The 19,724-nt window shown below is 52.3% G+C and carries 13 protein-coding genes; 2 read left to right on the top strand and 11 right to left on the bottom strand.

Annotated features, from left to right (window positions below; genetic code table 11):
• Nucleotides 1-107 precede the first annotated feature (107 nt).
• From NTD89_RS17590 to NTD89_RS17575, 4 genes are all read right to left on the bottom strand, one after another.
• Nucleotides 108-857 (bottom strand): restriction endonuclease, encoded by a 750-nt coding sequence (locus NTD89_RS17590; RefSeq protein ID WP_262208800.1) that lies wholly within the window; start codon nt 855-857, stop codon nt 108-110.
• Entirely contained in the window at nt 857-1,663 is an 807-nt protein-coding gene (locus NTD89_RS17585) for a hypothetical protein (protein WP_262208799.1), read from the bottom strand. Before NTD89_RS17585 ends, NTD89_RS17590 begins: the two co-directional genes overlap by 1 nt.
• A gap of 272 nt (nt 1,664-1,935) precedes the next feature.
• Nucleotides 1,936-3,705, bottom strand: a complete 1,770-nt coding sequence (locus NTD89_RS17580) for an ATP-binding protein (RefSeq protein WP_262208797.1) — start codon at nt 3,703-3,705, stop codon at nt 1,936-1,938.
• Nucleotides 3,705-4,835, bottom strand: coding sequence for an SIR2 family protein (locus tag NTD89_RS17575; RefSeq protein ID WP_262208796.1), 1,131 nt, complete (start codon nt 4,833-4,835; stop codon nt 3,705-3,707). Before NTD89_RS17575 ends, NTD89_RS17580 begins: the two co-directional genes overlap by 1 nt.
• Nucleotides 4,836-5,200: 365 nt before the next feature.
• Between NTD89_RS17575 and NTD89_RS17570 the strand changes: the two genes are divergently transcribed.
• The gene (locus tag NTD89_RS17570) at nt 5,201-9,742 is read left to right on the top strand and encodes an ATP-binding protein (protein WP_262208795.1); all 4,542 of its coding nucleotides are present in this window, start codon (nt 5,201-5,203) and stop codon (nt 9,740-9,742) included.
• A 14-nt stretch (nt 9,743-9,756) separates the two neighbouring features.
• Nucleotides 9,757-11,277: a DUF5677 domain-containing protein gene (locus NTD89_RS17565; RefSeq protein ID WP_262208794.1), complete on the top strand. Its 1,521-nt coding sequence runs from the start codon at nt 9,757-9,759 to the stop codon at nt 11,275-11,277.
• 163 nt (nt 11,278-11,440) lie between these two features.
• Here the strand turns inward: NTD89_RS17565 and NTD89_RS17560 are convergent, their stop codons facing one another.
• From NTD89_RS17560 to NTD89_RS17530, 7 genes are all read right to left on the bottom strand, one after another.
• Nucleotides 11,441-11,911, bottom strand: coding sequence for a hypothetical protein (locus NTD89_RS17560; RefSeq protein WP_262208793.1), 471 nt, complete (start codon nt 11,909-11,911; stop codon nt 11,441-11,443).
• A gap of 337 nt (nt 11,912-12,248) precedes the next feature.
• Nucleotides 12,249-12,704: a hypothetical protein gene (locus tag NTD89_RS17555; protein WP_262208792.1), complete on the bottom strand. Its 456-nt coding sequence runs from the start codon at nt 12,702-12,704 to the stop codon at nt 12,249-12,251.
• Nucleotides 12,697-14,766 carry an integrase gene (locus tag NTD89_RS17550; protein ID WP_262208791.1) on the bottom strand — a complete coding sequence of 690 codons (2,070 nt, stop codon included), beginning with the start codon at nt 14,764-14,766 and terminating at the stop codon, nt 12,697-12,699. Before NTD89_RS17550 ends, NTD89_RS17555 begins: the two co-directional genes overlap by 8 nt.
• Complete coding sequence (locus NTD89_RS17545) at nt 14,759-16,321, bottom strand: site-specific integrase (protein ID WP_262208789.1); 1,563 nt, start codon at nt 16,319-16,321, stop codon at nt 14,759-14,761. The genes NTD89_RS17550 and NTD89_RS17545 overlap by 8 nt, the downstream gene beginning before the upstream one ends.
• Nucleotides 16,314-17,600 (bottom strand): tyrosine-type recombinase/integrase, encoded by a 1,287-nt coding sequence (locus tag NTD89_RS17540; RefSeq protein WP_262208788.1) that lies wholly within the window; start codon nt 17,598-17,600, stop codon nt 16,314-16,316. The genes NTD89_RS17545 and NTD89_RS17540 overlap by 8 nt, the downstream gene beginning before the upstream one ends.
• 132 nt (nt 17,601-17,732) lie before the next feature.
• On the bottom strand, nt 17,733-18,260 hold the full coding sequence (locus NTD89_RS17535) for a single-stranded DNA-binding protein (RefSeq protein ID WP_010467282.1): 528 nt from the start codon (nt 18,258-18,260) through the stop codon (nt 17,733-17,735).
• Nucleotides 18,261-18,269: 9 nt separating this feature from the next.
• Nucleotides 18,270-19,664, bottom strand: a complete 1,395-nt coding sequence (locus NTD89_RS17530) for an MFS transporter (RefSeq protein WP_262208787.1) — start codon at nt 19,662-19,664, stop codon at nt 18,270-18,272.
• Nucleotides 19,665-19,724: the final 60 nt, after the last annotated feature.

The raw sequence follows: 19,724 nt of genomic DNA, 5'->3' as shown, positions 1-19,724 counted from the left end.
GGTACCCACGTGCTCATCACGACACTTCGTTGATCACCTAGATTGCCGACACTCCGAGCACTCTACTAACAAGTCTTGCAGAAGAACATACACCGCAGATCAGAAGATCAGTCGACCGGATAGATCATTTGATGAACAACCTCAAGAAATGTAGTGTACCGCTCATCAAATGACGGAGAAGCTTCAGAGGCGCTCTCCAAAATTCGCTCATGCTCATCTATAACCTTATTTAATCCAATGAGCGAAAAACAGCTCTCCACATTCGCTTCAGCCAAAATAAATTTATGAGAACGATCAATATGCCTATCGAGACGCCATTCAACACTCACCCCTTCTTCTTGGAGTGTTAAATAAACACTAGACTCTAACGCACTACCTAGAACATCATTGCCACAGCCGCACTGACATAACAATGGGCGGTATTCCTGACCGAAAGTTTTAGCCCTGACAAACCCTATCTCTCGAAACAAACTTTGATGAACAGAAAAAGACACATCCATCATATTTTCGAAAATAGACAGCCCATCAAAAATCACATAATCAACCTCATCCGCCTCTAAGCTTTCAGAAAGAGACACGCTTCCAGACGTTGAATAAAACCCAATAAACTTCTGAGCTCCATGCTGTATCAACCTATCTAGAACCGAGCACTCATCTCCAGCATAAACAGGGCGCTGAGCTCTAGAAAAATGCTTGCAACTAACTAGATAGGTTACATCGTCTAATTGAGCAATCAAATCCTTCCCTTGATCTGGCCCGACTGATGGAGGCTCTAGTACTGTGTAACCTTGACTGGCTAAATAATAGCTCGCAAAATATTCCCATTGGTGGAAACTAAGCTGATCGAAGATATGCATCAAAACTCCTCAACCGAAAAAAAGAAGCCAGCATTGACAGATCGCATGCGCTGTAAAATTCTTGATACAAAAATTCGTTTATGACCGTGGTATTCGCTCAAATCAAAATTTGGATTTTCACGCAGATAGTCCTTAAGCTGACCATTCCAGATATTGAACTGATCGGGGTGTAATATCTGATTAACCTCCATCCAGCCACATGGAGTGTTATCCTCGCAAACTTTAAATATGTGATCTTTTACACCATATATAAAGTATAGCTTATCTTTCGACAGATGAACAAAAGCCGCCGACCACCCTATTGAACGAGGCCCCTCCAAAATATCCTTGCCGCACCCACACATACAAAAAAGCGGCTTATACTCCACCTCACTCTCTTTATTCAAATAGTAATTCCAAGTCCAATTCCAACCATCCTCCCTACCACCAAAAAACTTATCGATGAAGCTAGAACTAGAATATGGCAGAAGCACTGACACCTGCACCCCACCAATTAACTCCACATGACAATTCAAAGTTTTGAGGCGCACCTGCAGGCTTGTCGTAAACTCCCCTGAATAAAAACCAATAAACCCCTCTGCATTGGCACGTCGCATACGCGAAGTTATATCCTTTTCGATGCTAGTACCGACAGCACCACCGTTAATGTTGTGCCGTAGACTTACTAAAAATCTCTTTCCCTCCACGCTAAAGACATCAAAATCAGATATCCAATCACGATCCCATCCAGCCTGCTGAAGAAACTCTAAACCAAAATCCCGCCATTTTTCATCAGACCAATATTTTATTTCTTGTAGATAATTCATCTCAGTACCTTTGTTAAAAACTATAATTCCACTCACTAGCAGAGGCACCACTCGAAACTAGAACAGCTGATCAGGCTCCTGATGTACCGCTCACCCGCCATGCGCGTCGACTGAAGCCATGACTAAAAAGGACGGAGTTGAATACAATTACCAAGCTAATTTCCCTTACGGTAATAGGCTGGGCTATAAAATCCGTCAGCATCGGCCTCAGCTTGATATGAATAAGTGTCGAAGAAACTAGGGGCTGTTCACTATGCCCCCGCAGTTAATACTTATGGAGTTTCCCAAAGCGCGTCAAGATTGACATCATCACTCGCGGGCCTATGTCCTTCCAGCAGTGAATCTACCTTCAGGATCATCGGCAAATCGAAGGCCGTTCCAGTGAGTACGCAGCATCCTTTGGCTAAGGTAGGTATCAACGATTTGGACGAGGTGTCCAATGTACTGATCGTATTATCGAGCAACATCAAGTCACGCTCATTGACCAAACGATGAATGAAGAAATTGTGAATCTGAGAGACGATAGTGGGTGAAATGTCCGCAGGCCGTTGGCTGGAGAGCGTCAGGTACACACCATATTTTCGTCCTTCCTTGATGATTTCCTCAAACAGCTCCAACCGATAATCCTTCCAGATTTCATGCTCTCGAGTCGATTGTTCGGAGAGAATGTTATGTGCCTCATCAATGATCAGGTGCAGGGTTTTCGTCGGAGGGCTGTTCAGCCCTTCCGCTTCCTTGTGGTTCACATAAAAATTCTTGGCAATAAGCATCGGTAGAATTTTCTTCACATCGTTCTTGCATTTTTTAAGCGAAATGACATGCAACAGATCAGGTGGCGGTGCGTCATCGACGATGTGCAGCACATTACGCAATCCCGATAGAGAAGATCTCGCCCTGGCCAATACGGGCTGGATATGCTCGTATTGCGCGTAGCCCATCACGACATCGTTGGAGAGCTGTAGATAACACCGCAAAAGTAGCTCATCGAATTGATCCAGCGCCTCCAGCTTCACATGCTCAGCTAGGAACGGCTGTAAAAAGGCAGCAAATGCCTGCCCATCAGAATCGTAGTAATGGCCTTCCAGCGCTCTAAAATACTTATACTGTGCATGGTATTTGACCCCGGCCAAATGGTATTGAAGCGCTTCCGAGTCGACAATTCGGGCGACCTCGCGGGTCAGCTCCAGCGCTTCCGGTTTAGGCTCTGCGGCAGCAAATACCCGCTCAAAGGTTTTGACCAAGAAATGCGCGAGCGGAATGTCTTTAAACTTCTCCCGCCCCGATAGTACCCGCCGCAGAAACGGTGCCTGCGTGTTGGTGGTGGCCTGGAACAGCAGGCTGAGGGTTTCCGCGTCCCAGAAGTGAGCGCTTTCCAATGTGAATCTCTGCGCACCCTTCTTGGAATCTAGAATGGTCACCTTTTTATCTGCGGTCGCCAGGATCTGGCCACCCGTGTACTCACCATTGAAATCAATGATGACAAACTGACTCTTGCCCTTTAACCCCTCAAGCTTTTCCCGAAACAACGTCGTATAGAGCTTGGCTAGGGTGTTCGACTTCCCACTGCCCGTGTTCCCAAAAATGCCCAGATGGCTGTTAAAGAGGCGCGTCCAGGGGAGACTGATGGGGACGTTTTCCTTGAGCATCGCACCGATGGTAAAGCTGGCCCCATCATTCACACCGTAGATCTTTCCGACCATTTCCTCACTGAGCAAGGAGGCGCGGTCCCGGATCATCGGCATGTACTTCACGCCCTCATAGAACTGATGATTGGCGACGTAACCGATAGGCCTGACATCCACCTTCCTGACGTACACGGTGTTTTCGGCGGTTTCGTCCAGCTTTCGCTCATCCAGGTATTCGCCTTCGACCAGACAGACGATATCGATAAATCCACGCTGGATCAGCAAGTGCTCCCGGATGGAGACCCCTCGGTACTTCACCCCATCGTGAAACAGGGTCTCCTGGTTGGAGTCCTCGAATATCCTGAGGGTGATCCTGACGCCGCTGACCGCGATAACCTCACCGACCGAGATAGCCATCAGTGGGCGTCCCCAGGCTCGTAGGGCTGCGGGCTGAGCGAAAGGACATGCTTGTTGAAATGGGCAAAATTCAGGTTCGCCCCTTCGGGCGGGCCAATGACCTTCACGTTTCTCCAGGCGCCAAATTCGTCGCGCATTTTCCGCGCGCCCCCTTGGCTATAGGCACAAACAAACGTCTGGAGTTTGGGGTTTGACAGCGAGCGCTGGACAAGCTTGAGGATGTGCTCGTCCGCAAAGGAGAATCCGAAAGTGATCAGGATCGAGTTAGGTCGCTCCAGCTCGTAGCTTAGCAGCCTGAGCATTTGATAGTAGTGCTCTTCAAAAACCGTCTCGTGAAACTTCCATTTGGTAGGGTTAACGATGGGCAGCTTGTTATATTCGTACCAGAATTTTTCCATCTGATTAGGTGTAAGCTTCACCAACGGAACCTCGTCAGTGACACCCCCTTTGGTAACTAAGTACTTTGAAAACTCTGAAATCTTATTTTCAACATGCGGGGTGAGCATTTTTTTGAAATCATTCGTGTAGTTCACCTCAATCTTGTCACCACTCTTCGCCCAGTAGACCGAGCCATGCAGGTGAATGATGTTCAACTGCGGGACGCCGTAGGCAGCACGCTCGAACACCCCGGTCTGGCATTGAAAAGTGTTGAAATTCCTAGCGTGCAAATGCTTCTTGTAAAACCCTGACGTCCCATCGTTCACAACAAATTCGTGCACCCCTTTCACCAGCAAGCGATCAGCCGCGTGCGTCAGGCAGCCATCATAATTGGTGGTGAAGATGTTGATTTTGCGATTGGCATCCTTTCTTCGGTCTAGGAACCCCAATAACGTATGCAAAAGCACTTCGTAGTGTTGAAGATTCTCCAGCCCCTCAGGCGTGGTAATCGCGTCCGGAGTAAAAGTCTGTACCGGGTGGATGCACGTGTTGTAGTAGTGCATGAACAGCGCCGCGTTTTTCTCGGGGCGAAGTGCGTACTTGGTCGACAGGGTTTCAATCGTCTCCCAGTTGCCTTGCGCATCACGAATCTGCAACCCCAGGGTGGGAAACAGATCCGCCGACGCACCCGAGCCGATCAGGATATTAACGTTTTTGTTGTAGATATCCAGTGCTTCTATGGGCTCAAACATTCAACCTCCTGTCTCTAGGCCTATCGCCTTGTCCTGTACGGCGCCTTCCACGAGAGTTTTTCGATACGCCTGCCCAGCAAGCTACTGTTTTGCCATCATGGTGTCTACTCATGGCCTGTAGACTTTCTCATTGCACGACTCCCCCCGCACCCTTAGTAACCAGGCAGGCATATGACTACCTAGTCGAGTAAGACTGAGACGGGCGGCGCTAGACATTCTGGGGTCGTGCCGTTTCGGCAGTTGTCCAAACCTGGTGGAACACATCGTACTCCAGCAGTGCCAACCCAGCATGTCGATACCTGCCCAAACGGTTACACTCGAATAGGGCAAGGTGCCATCAATCAGTTTTTGCTACGGATACCCGCATGGATTACTCACGCATCAGGGGCATGGAATCAGGACAGCGCCTCGCTTTCGAAGAACTCATTTGCCAGCTGGCTCACCTTGACCGGCCAGCCGCTGACGCCGAATTCAGGCGAATTGAAGGTGCAGGGGGAGACGGCGGGATCGAGGCCTACTGGTTGCTCAAAGACACAAGCGAAATCGGCTACCAGGCGAAATACTATTTAAAGTCCAGCGAGATTGATTGGGCCAATATTGACGAGTCAGTTAAACAAGCTCTCGCGACTCATCCTTCTCTGACAAAGTATGTTATTGCCATTCCATGCGACCTTACTGATAAGACAGGTCGAAAAGGTGGAGGCATGACCGGATGGGAGCACTGGGCAACGCACAAGGCTAAGTGGGAAGGCCTTGTTCCTGCGGGGAAACAAGTAGAATTTGTTCCCTGGACAGCCTCCACCATCACTGAGCGGCTGATACGACCGAACGCTGAAGGGCTTCGTAATTTTTGGTTTGGCGATGTTGAGCTTTCGGAATGTTGGTTCAGAGAAAAGATTGAGCTGTCAGTTAAGTCTTTGGAAGAGCGCTATCATCCCGAGGATCACGTAGAAGTACGAATCGAAAAGCTATTCAGAGTAGCGCTTCATGATAAAGGCATAGCCTCTGAGATCCGGGATCAAATAGCCAAGCTCTGTGACGCGATTAGCCTGGAAAAGGTTGAGAAAACTCTAGGCGAAAAAGCAATCCCCATAACCAATATCATCCGCGACGCAGCTAAAAACCTAGAGAGATTAGCGCTAGACATAACAATAGACCCATGGCGCCCATGGCCTATTGCAGAATGCACAGAATCCGCCACTGAAATCAGTAAACAACTGTCACAGTTGTGGTCTGCCAAGTGGGAAGCTGACGAAACCAGAGCAAAGCCCAAAAACGGGCATGACCAAGATTCGAACGACTTAGAATACAGACTCGGCAGAATTGGCGGTGAAGCCGACTCTCTGCTCTCGTTACTTGAAAACCAGTATTTTGACGGAGAAAAATCACGAACTATCTTCTTATACGGCAGAGCGGGAACGGGCAAATCTCACCTATTGGGGAGTGTTGCGCAACGGGCCGTATCGGAGGGAAGAAGGGCAATATTGATCTTGGGGCAGCATCTTAGCAGTGGCAACCTCTGGAAACAGATCACGTCGAGGCTAGAGCTAGGCGATATCACCTCTGACGTCTTCCTTAAAACTCTAAGCGCTGCGTGCGAGGCTACTGGTAAACGAGGCTTACTATTAGTCGACGCCATAAATGAAGGGGCTGGCCGGAGGCTCTGGAATGGTGAGCTGGCAGAGTTTATCACCAAAATTGAAAAGTACCGTAACTTGGTACTGGTAATCAGCTGCCGAACTGAGTACACGAAGAATATAATCCCAGAGCCGGTGCTCGACAGGTTACCCTCATTTGAAGTCCGAGGTTTTGAGACGGCTGGCGAGCAAGCAAGGGCAGCCCGAATTTATCTTAGCAAGCGTGGAATATCTCAGCCAAACAGCCCCTGGCTATCTGAAGAATTTGTAAATCCGCTCTTTCTTAGAAGTGCATGTATCGCCCTTCAAAAAGACAAAAAAACTTCATTCCCACAAGGGCTAAATGGAACTAGAGACGTATTTATATTCTATCTAAAAAGCATCGCTAGAAATTTAGGGGTAGGCCAGGACGGCACCGATACTCTAGTACCGCCTACTATCCAAGCTCTGGGCGCAATAGCTTTGGACATGGCGGACAAACGCCGTGACTACGTTCCGAAGAGCCAATCCATACAAATCGTAGGGCAGAGATTTGAGGGTCATCCTGCGCCAGCAGGCACAAACTGGCTTGAAGTGCTTCAGCGCAATGGACTGTTCAGGGTAGACCCAGGCCAAAAAAGTGACAATGGCAACCTATTTGATTACCCAGAAGACATCATCCGATTCAGCTTTCAGAGGTTGCAGGATCATCTGATGGCTGACGCCCTACTCAAAGAGGTTCAAGACCCGTCAAGAGCCCTTGAGAATGGCTGTCTCAGCTTTATTCATGATGGCGAGCAACTCGATTGGGAGTGGACTGGCCTGGTTGAAGCTCTTTCTATACAGCTGCCTGAGCGTTTTAACAGAGAACTACTAGATTTATTGCCTGGCGACATCAATACCTGGGCAAACGATTATGAAGTTCGCGAATCTTTTATTGAGAGCCTAAAGTGGCGCAACAGTAGTGCTTTCACGGAGCGAACCTTCGTAATATACGAAGCACTCCAGAACCATTTCAACAATTACTTCGACGTCATTATTCAACTCAGCACCATCCCCGACCACCCTTTTAACGCACTGTTCATTCATAAAAAGCTGCTCTGCATGAAGATGGCTGAGCGCGATTCATTCTGGACTCGCCAGATCAACGATCTCTCTCTCGACGAGGGAAGTATCTCCCGACGCTTGATTGATTGGAGCGCACTTGAACAAAGTGAGGATGCGGCCCCCGAGATTCAGTATCTCTGTGCTATTACCCTGACCTGGTTCACCTCTAGCACATGTAGGGAGCTTCGGGACAAAGCAACGAAGGCACTCACCTCGTTGCTACGTCACAACCTGAGCCTCTACAAAGAACTGAGTGAGGCCTTCCAGACCGTTGATGACCTTTACATCGTTGAGCGCCTGCACACCGCCGCTTACGGTGCCTGCTGTATAGACCCAAGCAAAGAACGATTGCCGATGTTCGCAGAGGTTGCCTACCGATCCGTGTTTGATCGTGATGAGGTGCCCCTGTCAATACATCTTAGAGACTCAGCACTTGGAATTATCGAGCTTGCCAAATTCCACGAGTGCCTACCTGATAGCATCGACATCCAGCATGCCCGTCCGCCCTACCGGACGAAACCAATTCGACTCACTGTCACGGAAGAATCTCTCAAAAAAGTCGTCGAAAAGGCTGGTGATTCACAAATCAGTCGCTCCTGTACTGGATGGATTGGGGATTTCGCCAACTATGAGATTCAACCTCGGATCGGTTCATTCCTGAACATTTCGCTGAGGAAGCCTGAACCGCTTTCGGCGGATGAGTTGTATGAGCGTTTTGAAGAAGAGGTGATCAATCACTGCCAGGAGAGATCCGAGATTCTCCGTATGATGCACTCCTTCAGGGAAAATCCATTCAAGATGCTCCTAGGACATGAAGACACTGAAGAATCTGAAGAAAATAAGACATTATTCAAGCGGTCCGAAGCTCTACTTCTCTTACTGCTGAACCCGGCTGAGAATCGGAGATACACCAAGGAATACAAGCCGCGCTTTGACGCCTCAACGGGTCGACACGACAGACAGCCACACGTAGACGTCAAAGCTGCTCAGTTCTGGGTCGCGAAACGGGCTTATGGTTATGGTTGGACAGCCGAGCGTTTCCCTCATGACCAAAGCTTCCGGCATCAACATGGCCGCGAGCGCCCCGCTGGTGAGCGAATAGGCAAGAAGTACCAGTGGCTAGCTCTCGACGAGCTTCTGTGCAGCCTTGCAGACAACAATTGGATGTCTGAGACGGCCTACCATGGATCTCGTCAGTATTCAGGCCCGCTAGATATAGGGTTTCATCGAGACATCGATCCCACCATTTTGCTTCCGGACGAGGCTCGGCCCGCTCCAAAGCTCTCAATCCCCAAGCATGAAATCTCCATGAGGGATACATCTGAAGCCGAGCTGAGCAAATGGCCGTTCGAGGAAGACCCTTCTGTGAACATGAAGAATCTCACAGCCAGGGTGGATTCCGAAGGACGCAGATGGGTTGTTCTCAATGAGCATTGTTCTGTATCCGAATACTACAAGGACAAAGCTAAACGTGAGCACGGACTCAGAAAACAGGAGTGGCGGTTCCTTCTGCCAATAATCGTGAGACAGAAAGATGAGAAAAGACTCATCGAATACATGCTTGCCAAGCACGACATTGAGGTCAATGACTGGTCAACTCGGGGCTCCACCGGCTCCGCTTTCTTACTCGAGGCGCCGTGGCGTTCTATGTGGGATCAGGAGCAGTGGTCGCTGATGGAGTTCCGCGACATCGGCGAGGTTGAGATCGCCTATCCCTGCTATCGGTATTACTGGGAGTCGCACTGTGACGCATCCCTGCCTGATGGAGCTGAAGCGTTGCTGCCGGCCCCTTGGCTAGCTCACCGGCTTGGCCTCAAAGTCGATGCTGACAATCCCAACGTCTATTTGGACAGCACAGGCACGCCTTGCTTCGTGAGCGGCAAAAGCCGAGATGATGGTTCGCACGCATTCATCGATGAAAAACTTTTCGACGCCTTCCTCAAAGAGGACGGCCTCTCCTGCGTCTGGGTGTTTGTAGCCGAACGAGGTGCTTGGCCCGGAGGTGGTAATTGGCACGCATCCTGGCGCCGCTCCGAAGGCTTTGTATGGCAGAAAAAGGGAAAACCTCAAATGCACCATTGGAACGACGATACCGACAAGGGTGAGTCGCGCGATTCATCAAGCCCCGGCCTCGTGCGGACTGTCAGCGCACCTATTGATGAACCCAACGACTGCAGATCATAGGACGAGGAAAGCGCATGTCGAAGAAGAAGAAAAAAACGCATCATAGCGGTCGAAACACAACGCCGCTTTCCGGGCATAAAAGGGTAGGCAAGGCGCTGGTGCCTCCATTCATGCAAATACCGGGCATCAGCTTCGCTTCATGGTCTAACGACCGACTACCAGAAATGCTCTGGGCTTGTCTCATCATCACTGTCGTCCCTCGAGAAACGGCTTTGGAGCTGTTCCGGAAGATCGCCTCAATTGGCGTGCGCTACCGAAGGCCACCAGAGGAGAACGGCAGCAGGTGGACACTCAGGCACTCCGATCTCCAAAACCAACCCCGAGAGTTCGTAGAAGAAATTGTTGCCGTCGTGCGTCAGTCCCATACGGGTATACAGGCACTGCGCCCGTTACTCCTGCTTGAAGGCCTACCAGCACATCAGTGGTGGAAAGCTGCCTTAGCAGTTGAGCCTAACGAAAACGATTGGCAAACCCTCGGGAAAGCCGTGCAAACCACATTCGAACATCAATCGCAGGAAGCCACGGACGTCCGTTGGGTCAGCATACTTTTCAGAATGGCGCTGGGCGAAATCCACATGCCAGAGGAAGAGTGGTACGAGTTCACGGATTACCCCTACAGAGGGGATATGCGATCGGTTAGGCCGTCCATCCGCGCGATGGAAATGACCTTTGCCGACGCGGTTCTCCATCCATGGCCGAATCTATTTTGGGAGTACGTTCTGCAGCACACCACCTGCGTGGCTGCCCCACTCGACTCAAGAGAGGGCGAGTCCCATCCAGAGGACATTCAAAAGCATCTCATTGTAGTCCGAGAGGCTCTACTCGAGCACTGGTATAAATCTCTTAGCACCACTGGTCTAAATCCCAAACACGACGGCGTGTTCGGCTTCGGGTTCTACGCACTGGCCTGCCTAGCCGAGATGAGCATGGGACCACTGAGTTCCGCGATCACTGGCCGATTACTGCTCCGCTCGCTCACAGAATGCCGGATATCCCTGGCCTACCTCGTTCAAAACGGCACCGACGAGATGTGGAAAAAGTTTCGCTCATACGGTGCCGGCCAGGCCAAGTTGGCACTGCTGAAGCACGAGGAAATGTCGGGCCAAAAGCCTCGGTTCGTTACCCAAGCAACGCTCGAGGCGCTGGCGAACGAAGACTATTTCCAGGAATACGTGGAAATTGACCTGGGCCACTGGTGCGGGAAAGACCTTCGACGGCTGGCGGAGGAGTCGGGCACGAAAGAGGACTATGACCGCTACTACGGCTGGGCCTCCGGATTTGTCCACGGCCAATGGGGAGCAATGCGGGACACCAACTTCACTCACTGCCTGAATCCTCTGCATCGCTTCCATCGCATCCCACTCCCTTTCCATCGCATGTTGGAGCCCACAACAGACGACGCATTGCATCTGGTGAACTGCATACTTGATGACGTAAACACCACTTATCCAGGCTTAGACACTCGCTTCGTTCTTGCGGATGTACCAGCAGGAGACGAAGAAGAAAATCCAGAAGCTCCTGTGGCGCCAGCTTGAGGCGAAGGGATGGACGACAATCGTGCACGCTTCCGTGTATGAAAGCAGTGCCTATTTGGCTACTCATACGGGCAGGTACCCCTCCTGCCTCATAGCCGGAACCATGACCACACATAGGGTCAGAACGTCGTAATAGGCAATAGAAAAAGATTGGGTGAGGAACTTATGACTCAGAATATCCAGTCACCCTCCCCAGAGATGCCGCGTAATGACGAGTCTGGTACTGCAGCACTGATTTCATCTGCGGTGTGATGTCCTCTTCTAGGCCCCACTCGAAGGCCTTCTTATCAAGCATGTGCCGAGCGGCGAGTTCGACAGCATAAGGGGTTGGTTGGGCGGGCTTCAGCTCAGCCCATTCTCCCAAAGCCTCCCTGAGCTGAGCGGCCTTCGAACGTAGCATGCAGGGGTAACAGGTCAGTCGATCGACAACGTAGAGCAGACATCGACTTTGCTCGTCGGCCATGCCCGACCGCACCAGGTGCTCCCTAAGCAGAGGAACCAGATCCAGCTCTCCATACCAGACCTGCTTTGCGAAGTCGGTTAGGGCATCTTCAGGAACCTGTCGGGGGCTCCGCGAACAGATAGCGTTGATTAGCTGAAGGACGGACACTTCATCCTGCTGATCTAGATTCATGACCACCTCCGCAAAATCAGCTGCGAGAATAAATCACTCGAAGCGGAGTATGCTGCGGATTCTGAACATATCCGTCCCAGTAGGTCCTGCCACCTTCCAGCTTATAAACATAGGCCAAGTGCTCACACGCAGGGCCAACCGCCTCGCATAACTCCACGAGCTCCTCCATCAGCCAACCAGCACTTCGATTGAGGTGCCTTGGGCTAACAAGTAGCACATTCTCCACTCGCAGCTTCTCGGTCTGCCGGGCCAGCATGTCTTCGAACATCGACATGTCTGCAACCATCAGCATGCTGCTGAGGGTTCAGGAAGAGCTTGGAAACCTCTGACTCAACCCTTACCGCCTGCGAGTCTCTGTGCGGGTAAGCTTAGTCAGCTCTCTATCCACGCGAGGAAGGGGCGTGCTCAGAGATTCTTTCGTCATCCCTTTCAAATATGCGTTATAGGCCCAAGTCACGAATTGCTCGAGCAGACTTTCGTTCTCCACTTTCAGGCGAGCGTTCTCGGCCTCCAAGCGCTTAAGACGTTCTGTAAGCGCTCCAACCTCTGCAGTAGATAATTTTTGGTGGAGCCCCGAACCAGGCACCTTGCTAAGACGCGCCTTAGTAGCCTGGTATGTCGATTTAATACGGGCGTGCTTGTCGAGTGCCTGGCGCGTGTAACGAACACCCAGTCGCTTCTCAATTGCCTCAATGAGCAGATCCCACGAAAGCTTGCCTGACCACCCATCCAACACACAGACAATGTGTTCGATGGCATGATCATCGAGATTTCTTGCTCGCCTTTTAGCCATGCTTGCTCCGCTTCATTCGGCTCGCGTTAGTCGGCGCCAAGCGCTTTAGCGTCGAATAACCATCCAATGCGGCCCGATCCTCGAGCGCTTGCTCCACTCCCGTCGAAGAAATGATCGGAACATCAGCCAGCTGAATTACAGAGCCGGTTGGAACTGCTGGGTTATCAAGAATCTCTGTAAGCTGTATCAGACGTAGTACAGTCTTCTTATGGTGCTCCATCCAGCGATCCGCTCCGTAGTAGCCCTTCACCGTCGCAGCTTCAGCACGCGCCAGCAATTCCTGCGCATCCTGTAGCCGACGTTTCACCATCATGGCCTTGCCTTCATCGCCCTTCACGCATACGTGCTCGTTACAGTTGATGCAGTCGGCATGCCGCTCGCATGGCATCATCGTGTAGTCATGGACGCAGAAGCCAAAGTCAGTTGTATGGGCTGTCGGAATCTTAAGCCGTGCAAACTCATCTCGTGAAATCGGGATATTCTTCGGCAGCTTTGCCAGCGGGCCGAACATATGGGATTCGTCGCCAATGGACTCGCGAATCTTTGCCACCATCTGATCTGCGCTCACATGGTCATAAGCCTCGTTTTGACGAACATCCAAGCGCCCCGACCACTTCGCAATATCCAACTGGCTCATCCCCCCCGCCTGCGCCAGGGTGTTCAGGTAGTGACGGAACTGATGGGTAGATACTCGGATTTGGCTGCCATCTGGCTCAGTGAAGCCAAGGCGCTCAAACATCGACTCAAAGCCATGCTCACTTCTGGTGCCGAGTGCAGTATTCACCTGATTAATGCTGACCGGCTCAATGACACAGCCAAATGTACCTCTTGCAGAGTGGAGTTGATTACGCCGCACTACGATGAGCGCCTCCGAATATTTGAGTCCCATCTCCGTGTTTAGCAGCGGAAACCCGGATGGAAGTTGCGCTATAGCGGCCTTTTCAACATCAGCAAATCGCGCGCATACACCGCTGCCATTCCTAATCAACAACACATTATTTGCAGTGCACCATAGCCTCGCAAATGAAGCCGACCCTTCCTCCAGCAAAATCACCTGTTGAACTTCATCCATTGTCAGCAGCTCTTGCCTCCTGAGGTGTTCCAAATCGTGGGGCAGATACAGCCTTTCAGGATTAAACTCATACCATTGAGCAATACGACGAGCGTCTTCCGTCAAACGCCTAATTTTGGCGATGGCCTCAGCGACAACGGGAGCCATCGAGGGAATAATCCATTTAACCATTGGATCAGCCCCCTTAGCCGGTTGCCATCGCAGACCGTAGGCATCTTTACCGCCTGAAGTTTTGTCATGAACCTCACAGCTCTCGGCAAGCAGCAACACCTCATTGATACGATCAGGAGCAGAGCAGAGAATCGCGGCAATCGACGAAAACAGCACGTCTTTAGGTTGGGTCGCAATTTGAAACGTCTTAGGAAGCGCTTCCAATGCGGCTTGAGATGGCATTTTTTCGGTACGGCGCTTGTCAAACTCCTGCCCCACGCGAACCGTATCGAGCGGTCGATTGATCGGACTACGCCACGATAGCGGAATAGCTGTGAGACGGTGCTCAGACATAAACCTGGCAATCAACTCGAGCTGAGTCCCTACTCGATAGGCCGTAGATCCTGAGAGGCGCTCAGCGATAATTCGCGCAGCTCGATTAAACGTGTCGCCATCCATCATCACCGGGATCAAGTGACCGCTCATCCTGAAAGCGGCATCAAGGGCGCGCAGCGCAGTGACTCGAAAAGCAGGATTCTTCGTTGGCCGCATACCCTGCATGTAGCGGACGTAAGCTTTGGCAAAAGACACAAACGGCTCGGCCATCTGAGTTGGCTGTATGTCGTCCACTGTTTCTCGAGTAGAGAAGCAGATGCGGATTCGCTTCTTACCATGCGCCTTCAGTTGCATGGTGTCAGTGACATCCCACGTCATATCGTTAAAACGAAGACCAGCACCGAAAATGGTCAGTTGAGACCGGCTCATCGCGATAAAATCGCCTAAGTTCTCTGCTGCATCCCGCTCTGCCCTAGGCGTGAACACTACGAGGCTGTCAGGCATCCTTCGTCTCCCCACGCTTCTCACGAGTTAGCTCAACCACCTCGGCAACAGCCAGAATCGTTCGATCATTCACTGCTGCGATACGGGCATCTGCCACTGCGGTCAGACGCTCACGCTCGACCAGCAGATAGTCCAGCACCGCTTCGTGAGGACCATCGACCCAGGCCTGGAAGTTTTTACAGGTGTAACAGGCGATAGGCGCCATAAAACCACAAGGTCCGCCGCGTCCGCAGTTCCCCATCGGCTTCATCGTTTCGTCAAAGCGAGGATCGACAATACGACTCGTTGGATCACCGCCGCGGATCGCCGCCGACTCCTCACTGATGATGACTCCGGCAAATGCATGAGCAAGCGGCGCCATTCGAAGCGCCACAGCACGATCGATCCTTTCAATGATTTCGGGTGTGGCCTTCACATAGATTCCGACATTTTGAGTGTCGCTGTGATCGAGCAATTCAGCGATGATCAGCTCGCCGTGCCCCTCTCTTGCCGCGGACGTAGCCATCGTATGTCGCAGCCTTTTAGAGGTCACCTTGATGGGTTCGCCGGTCCTCTCTGAATACACCTGCAAAGCTTCAAATACCGAACTGATTCTGCCGCCAATCTCATCAGGCGATGTGTGATGGTGAAATCCTGGACGATTCCTTTTCCTCTTATACCTTTGAGGAAACAAAGGCGCTTGCGACGGCGCAATGGAGAATTTTCCGTCAAGCTCGAATCGTTCGCGAACACTGCTCGCGTAGCCTATAAGCATTTTTCCGATGCTGGGGGTTATCAGTCGCTCCTTGAATTGCTCCCGTCGCGCCTGGGCACTTGCTTGTTTAACCCTAGGCACTCGAAGTACGTACTCGTGGCTCCCATCCGTTTTCGCAATCTCTTTGACGTCGCAGACCTTCAACATTGCGAACTGGATGTTTCTCTGCCCCAAGAGCAAACAAAGCCAAGCCAAAAGATAGTCATCCAATGCGACCTTGTTGGCGGCAAAGGCATCGTTCAGTGCCGCTTGTGTGGCCGAGCGTTCAATGTCCGTAAGCGGCCCCTTGAGCGGATCCATCGTCAGGACTGCTGCGCCCTTGCGGTTCCCTTTGAGGCGAATACTTTTGAGAAAGCGCACAGCAGCATTCGTCACGCATGGCACTCCCAAGCTATTCCACTTTCTGAGAAAGGCGCTCAAGGCGCCTAATTTCCATTCAGTATCCGTTGAGAGGGAAGCTCGAAAACTCGCGAGCTGCGGCGCGTCAATGCTTCCAACTACCTGGCCCTGCGCAATCGATGCGGATTCGAGAAACCGCCTCAGATGGTCAAAAAGTGAAATAACTGTTGTCCCTTCAGCGTTTTCGGCATACCAGATCAAGGGGAACTTCGCTGCCGCAATTAACTCGTCCGTGGCACATCTATTCAATCTTTCGAAGTTCACACTGATTGAGTAAAGGCCGTCATGGTATGTCCATCGTTTGGTGCTCGGATCGAACACCGCTCCGCTGAGGGCCCTCACAGTAGGCGGCAGAGTCAAACCACCCAACGAATGACGGGTAATCGATCTTTTTTCAGTCATCGCTCGTCACACCGTCTACTTGCTTGGCTTGCATCGCTAAGGACACCTGCTGAGCTTTCAGTCGAACGTGTCGACGAGTGTATTGCCCAGCGGTTTTCGAGGTCGGCGCCCACCCCATCAAGAACGAGCGCATGCGTTCTTCCTCGGCGTCAGAGACCTTCGCATTGTTCATGATGTCCGAGAAGCGGTCGTTCCACGTGTGGCGAAGAACATGCGGAGTCACAGCATCGAACTCGCCATTAAAGGCATTTCGAAGTTCGGCGAAAACAGCATTCACGGCACTGAGCGACAGGGGCGACCCTGTGCCCATGGCGATGAACAGGAATGGGTGACGCCTTGCGCCTTCAGTGTTTCGGCGTGTATTCGTTATATATTCGTGCGTCAGCCTGCAAAGACCTGGGGATAACGGAATTTTTCTATCACGTGTCTTGACCAATGGCTGATCCTTTCGGGGATCCTCCGGATCGTCTGCCCGTCTGGCCACAATCAGCTCTTCCGACTGGAAGTTAATGTCGGGAATTTTTACATTTAAAAGTTCGCCACGACGTAGGCCAAGCTCGTAGAACCAGCGAACTAGGAGAGCATTTCGAATGCGTGTGCTCTTCCCCTTCCAAGGGTTGTCCGGTGATGTTGGCGACGTAACACTGAGAAGTCTCTCCACCACCTCTGGCTGAAGCCCTTCCCGCTGCCCAATAGTATTTCTCCCTTTATGGCGCGGCAGTCGCGCGCCCAGCGCATCCTTGCAAGACGTCCACTCATTCCAAAGCCTCGCGCCCTCAGTTGCACCCGGGTGATAGCGAGCCATATGGTATCGCACGAGCCAATCAAGATAGTCCCGGATGACCCGAATACGGTTAGCTGCGGTATGACCTGCCACCTCTGGTGGTGCAAGTTTTCGTTGAAAAAGGCGCACGTTTTCAGCGGCGCGTCTAAGAGCGGATGGATGGGAAGGGGAAATCGAATCGCACTTCAGTTGATCGGCGACAGGGCGCTTGCAGTACCGAACAAGCTGGTCAAGCTCGCTTAAACGAAAAACACCGCCGTTTTGAATGCGCTGCTCAATATCAATCCGATTCGAGTCGAGGAATAGATGGAGCACCATGATTGACCTCAAGATCTGGTCAATTGTATTGCTCGCTCTGTTGGTCGCCCGAATCTCGCTGAGGACGTAAACGGACGGCTCGAATAAGGGAGCACCGGAGGCCAGTGCTACCAGCACAGGCAAGCGCTCCCCAGAGCCCAAGATAATTATCTTCACCGCATACGGATTCAGAGTCATTTGTTTACACCTTCGAGAGGTAAACGCTTAACAAATGTAGCTCTTACTCCGCAAAATTCTGTAAACAATAAAAAAGCGACGCCAAATCAATGGCTTCGCTTCTAATGTTTACGGTTCTGAAAAAGCTACACTTCAGAACGGGATATCGTCATCAAAGCTGTCGAAATCCGGAGCAGGCTGTGGGGCGGCCTGTTGTGGAGGCGGCGCCTGACGCGACTGTTGCGGTGCCGACTGCTGCGGACGCGGAGCCTGCTGGCGTGGGGCGGGAGCGGACTGCTGGTAGTTGTTGCCCCCGCCTTGTTGGTCGCCCTGCTGTGGACGGCCGCCGAGCAGTTGCATGGTGCCTTGCATGTCGACCACGATTTCAGTGGTGTAACGCTTGATGCCGTCTTTTTCCCACTCGCGGGTTTGCAGTTTGCCTTCGATGTAAACCTGCGAACCTTTGCGCAGGTACTCGCCGGCGATCTCTGCAACCTTGCCGAACATCGACACGCGGTGCCATTCGGTTTTCTCGACCTTCTGGCCGGTCTGCTTGTCAGTCCACTGTTCGCTGGTCGCCAGACTCAGGTTGGTCACGGCGTTACCGTTAGGCAAGTAGCGAACTTCGGGATCCTGGCCGCATGTACCGACCAATATGACTTTGTTAACCCCACGGGCCATAACGTTCTCCTAAGCTGGGCGCGCTGTCGGCACTGGGTTGACCAGTTGCTCGAGCGTCGCGCGATCCAATAATTCGGTGTCCAATTTGATGTAAATGGCGGCTTCTTCAGCAATAACCACAGCATCCGTAACCCCAGCGACGGCCTTAAGGCGCTCAACCAGACCGGCTTCGCGGATCGCTTCTGGCGATAACGGCAAACGCAGGCTCGTCACATAGGGAGGTTCGCGCATGGTAACAGCAAAGGCTAGCCAGAGGGCAGCCAGACCTGCGCATCCCAGGAACACAACCGACAAACCGCCATGCTGGAACATCCAGCCGCCCATGATGCCGCCAAGCGCAGAGCCAAGGAACTGGCTGGTGGAATAAACCCCCATCGCCGTGCCCTTGCCACCGGCCGGTGAAACTTTACTGATCAGCGAAGGCAGCGAAGCCTCCAGCAGATTGAACGCGGTGAAGAACACCACCGTGCCGATCACCAGCGCCCGCAGGCTGTCGCCGAACTCCCAGAAGAATAGCTCAGTGAGCATCAATGTCGCGACGGCGCCCAGGAGAACTCGTTTCATTTTGCGTTTCTTCTCGCCGTAGATGATGAACGGGATCATGGCGAAGAACGAAATCAGCAAGGCTGTCAGGTAGACCCACCAGTGTTGCTCCTTGGGCAGGCCGGCTTTTTGTACCAGGGCCAGGGGCAGCGCGACGAAGCTGCACATCAGCATCGCGTGCAACACGAAGATACCTAAATCCAGACGGAGCAGGTCCGGGTGCTTGAGCGTCGGCAATAATGCCTTGCGTGCGACGCCGGACTCACGGTGCTGCAAAGTGCCGGTGGAGCGCGGCACCATGAAGGCCACGATCACGATCCCGAACAACGCCATGCCGCCCGTGGCCAGGAACAGCCCGTGCAAACCAAAGGCGCGCGTCAGCAATGGACCCACCACCATGGCCACCGCGAACGACAGGCCGATGGTCATGCCGATCATGGCCATGGCCTTGGTGCGATGTTGTTCGCGGGTCAAGTCCGAGAGCAGCGCCATGACGGCCGCAGAAATTGCGCCGGCGCCCTGCAGCACGCGCCCGGCGATCACGCCCCAGATCGAATCCGACTGCGCGGCAAGCACGCTGCCGAGCGCGAACACGATGAGCCCCAGGTAAATCACTGGGCGCCGGCCGATGCGGTCGGAAATGATCCCGAACGGAATCTGGAAAAGCGCCTGGGTCAGGCCATAGGCGCCAATCGCCAGGCCGATCAGGGCGGGGGTCGCGCCTGCGAGATCCATTCCATAGGTCGCCAGCACCGGCAACACCATAAACATGCCAAGCATACGGAAGGCGAACACCAGGGCCAGACCGCTTGCTGCTCGGGTCTCGCCGCTACTCATGCGTTCGCTGTGGGGATCGTGCATGGAAAAACCTCGTGTGAACCGGCGGCGATTCTACCAGTCCCATCGATTGAGAGGGTATAT

This window comes from Pseudomonas sp. 14P_5.3_Bac1 (genome assembly GCF_025466135.1).
Classification (GTDB): Bacteria; Pseudomonadota; Gammaproteobacteria; order Pseudomonadales; family Pseudomonadaceae; genus Aquipseudomonas.
This window is presented reverse-complemented; position numbering and strand designations above follow the sequence as displayed.

Coding starts and splice junctions, on each gene's coding strand:
- NTD89_RS17555 (WP_262208792.1), bottom strand. CDS start 12,704: ATGGCTAAAAGGCGAGCAAGAAATCTCGATGATCATGCCATCGAACAC.
- NTD89_RS17560 (WP_262208793.1), bottom strand. CDS start 11,911: ATGAATCTAGATCAGCAGGATGAAGTGTCCGTCCTTCAGCTAATCAAC.
- NTD89_RS17565 (WP_262208794.1), top strand. CDS start 9,757: ATGTCGAAGAAGAAGAAAAAAACGCATCATAGCGGTCGAAACACAACG.
- NTD89_RS17570 (WP_262208795.1), top strand. CDS start 5,201: ATGGATTACTCACGCATCAGGGGCATGGAATCAGGACAGCGCCTCGCT.
- NTD89_RS17590 (WP_262208800.1), bottom strand. CDS start 857: ATGCATATCTTCGATCAGCTTAGTTTCCACCAATGGGAATATTTTGCG.
- NTD89_RS17585 (WP_262208799.1), bottom strand. CDS start 1,663: ATGAATTATCTACAAGAAATAAAATATTGGTCTGATGAAAAATGGCGG.
- NTD89_RS17535 (WP_010467282.1), bottom strand. CDS start 18,260: ATGGCCCGTGGGGTTAACAAAGTCATATTGGTCGGTACATGCGGCCAG.
- NTD89_RS17545 (WP_262208789.1), bottom strand. CDS start 16,321: ATGACTGAAAAAAGATCGATTACCCGTCATTCGTTGGGTGGTTTGACT.
- NTD89_RS17575 (WP_262208796.1), bottom strand. CDS start 4,835: ATGTTTGAGCCCATAGAAGCACTGGATATCTACAACAAAAACGTTAAT.
- NTD89_RS17580 (WP_262208797.1), bottom strand. CDS start 3,705: ATGGCTATCTCGGTCGGTGAGGTTATCGCGGTCAGCGGCGTCAGGATC.
- NTD89_RS17550 (WP_262208791.1), bottom strand. CDS start 14,766: ATGCCTGACAGCCTCGTAGTGTTCACGCCTAGGGCAGAGCGGGATGCA.
- NTD89_RS17530 (WP_262208787.1), bottom strand. CDS start 19,664: ATGCACGATCCCCACAGCGAACGCATGAGTAGCGGCGAGACCCGAGCA.
- NTD89_RS17540 (WP_262208788.1), bottom strand. CDS start 17,600: ATGACTCTGAATCCGTATGCGGTGAAGATAATTATCTTGGGCTCTGGG.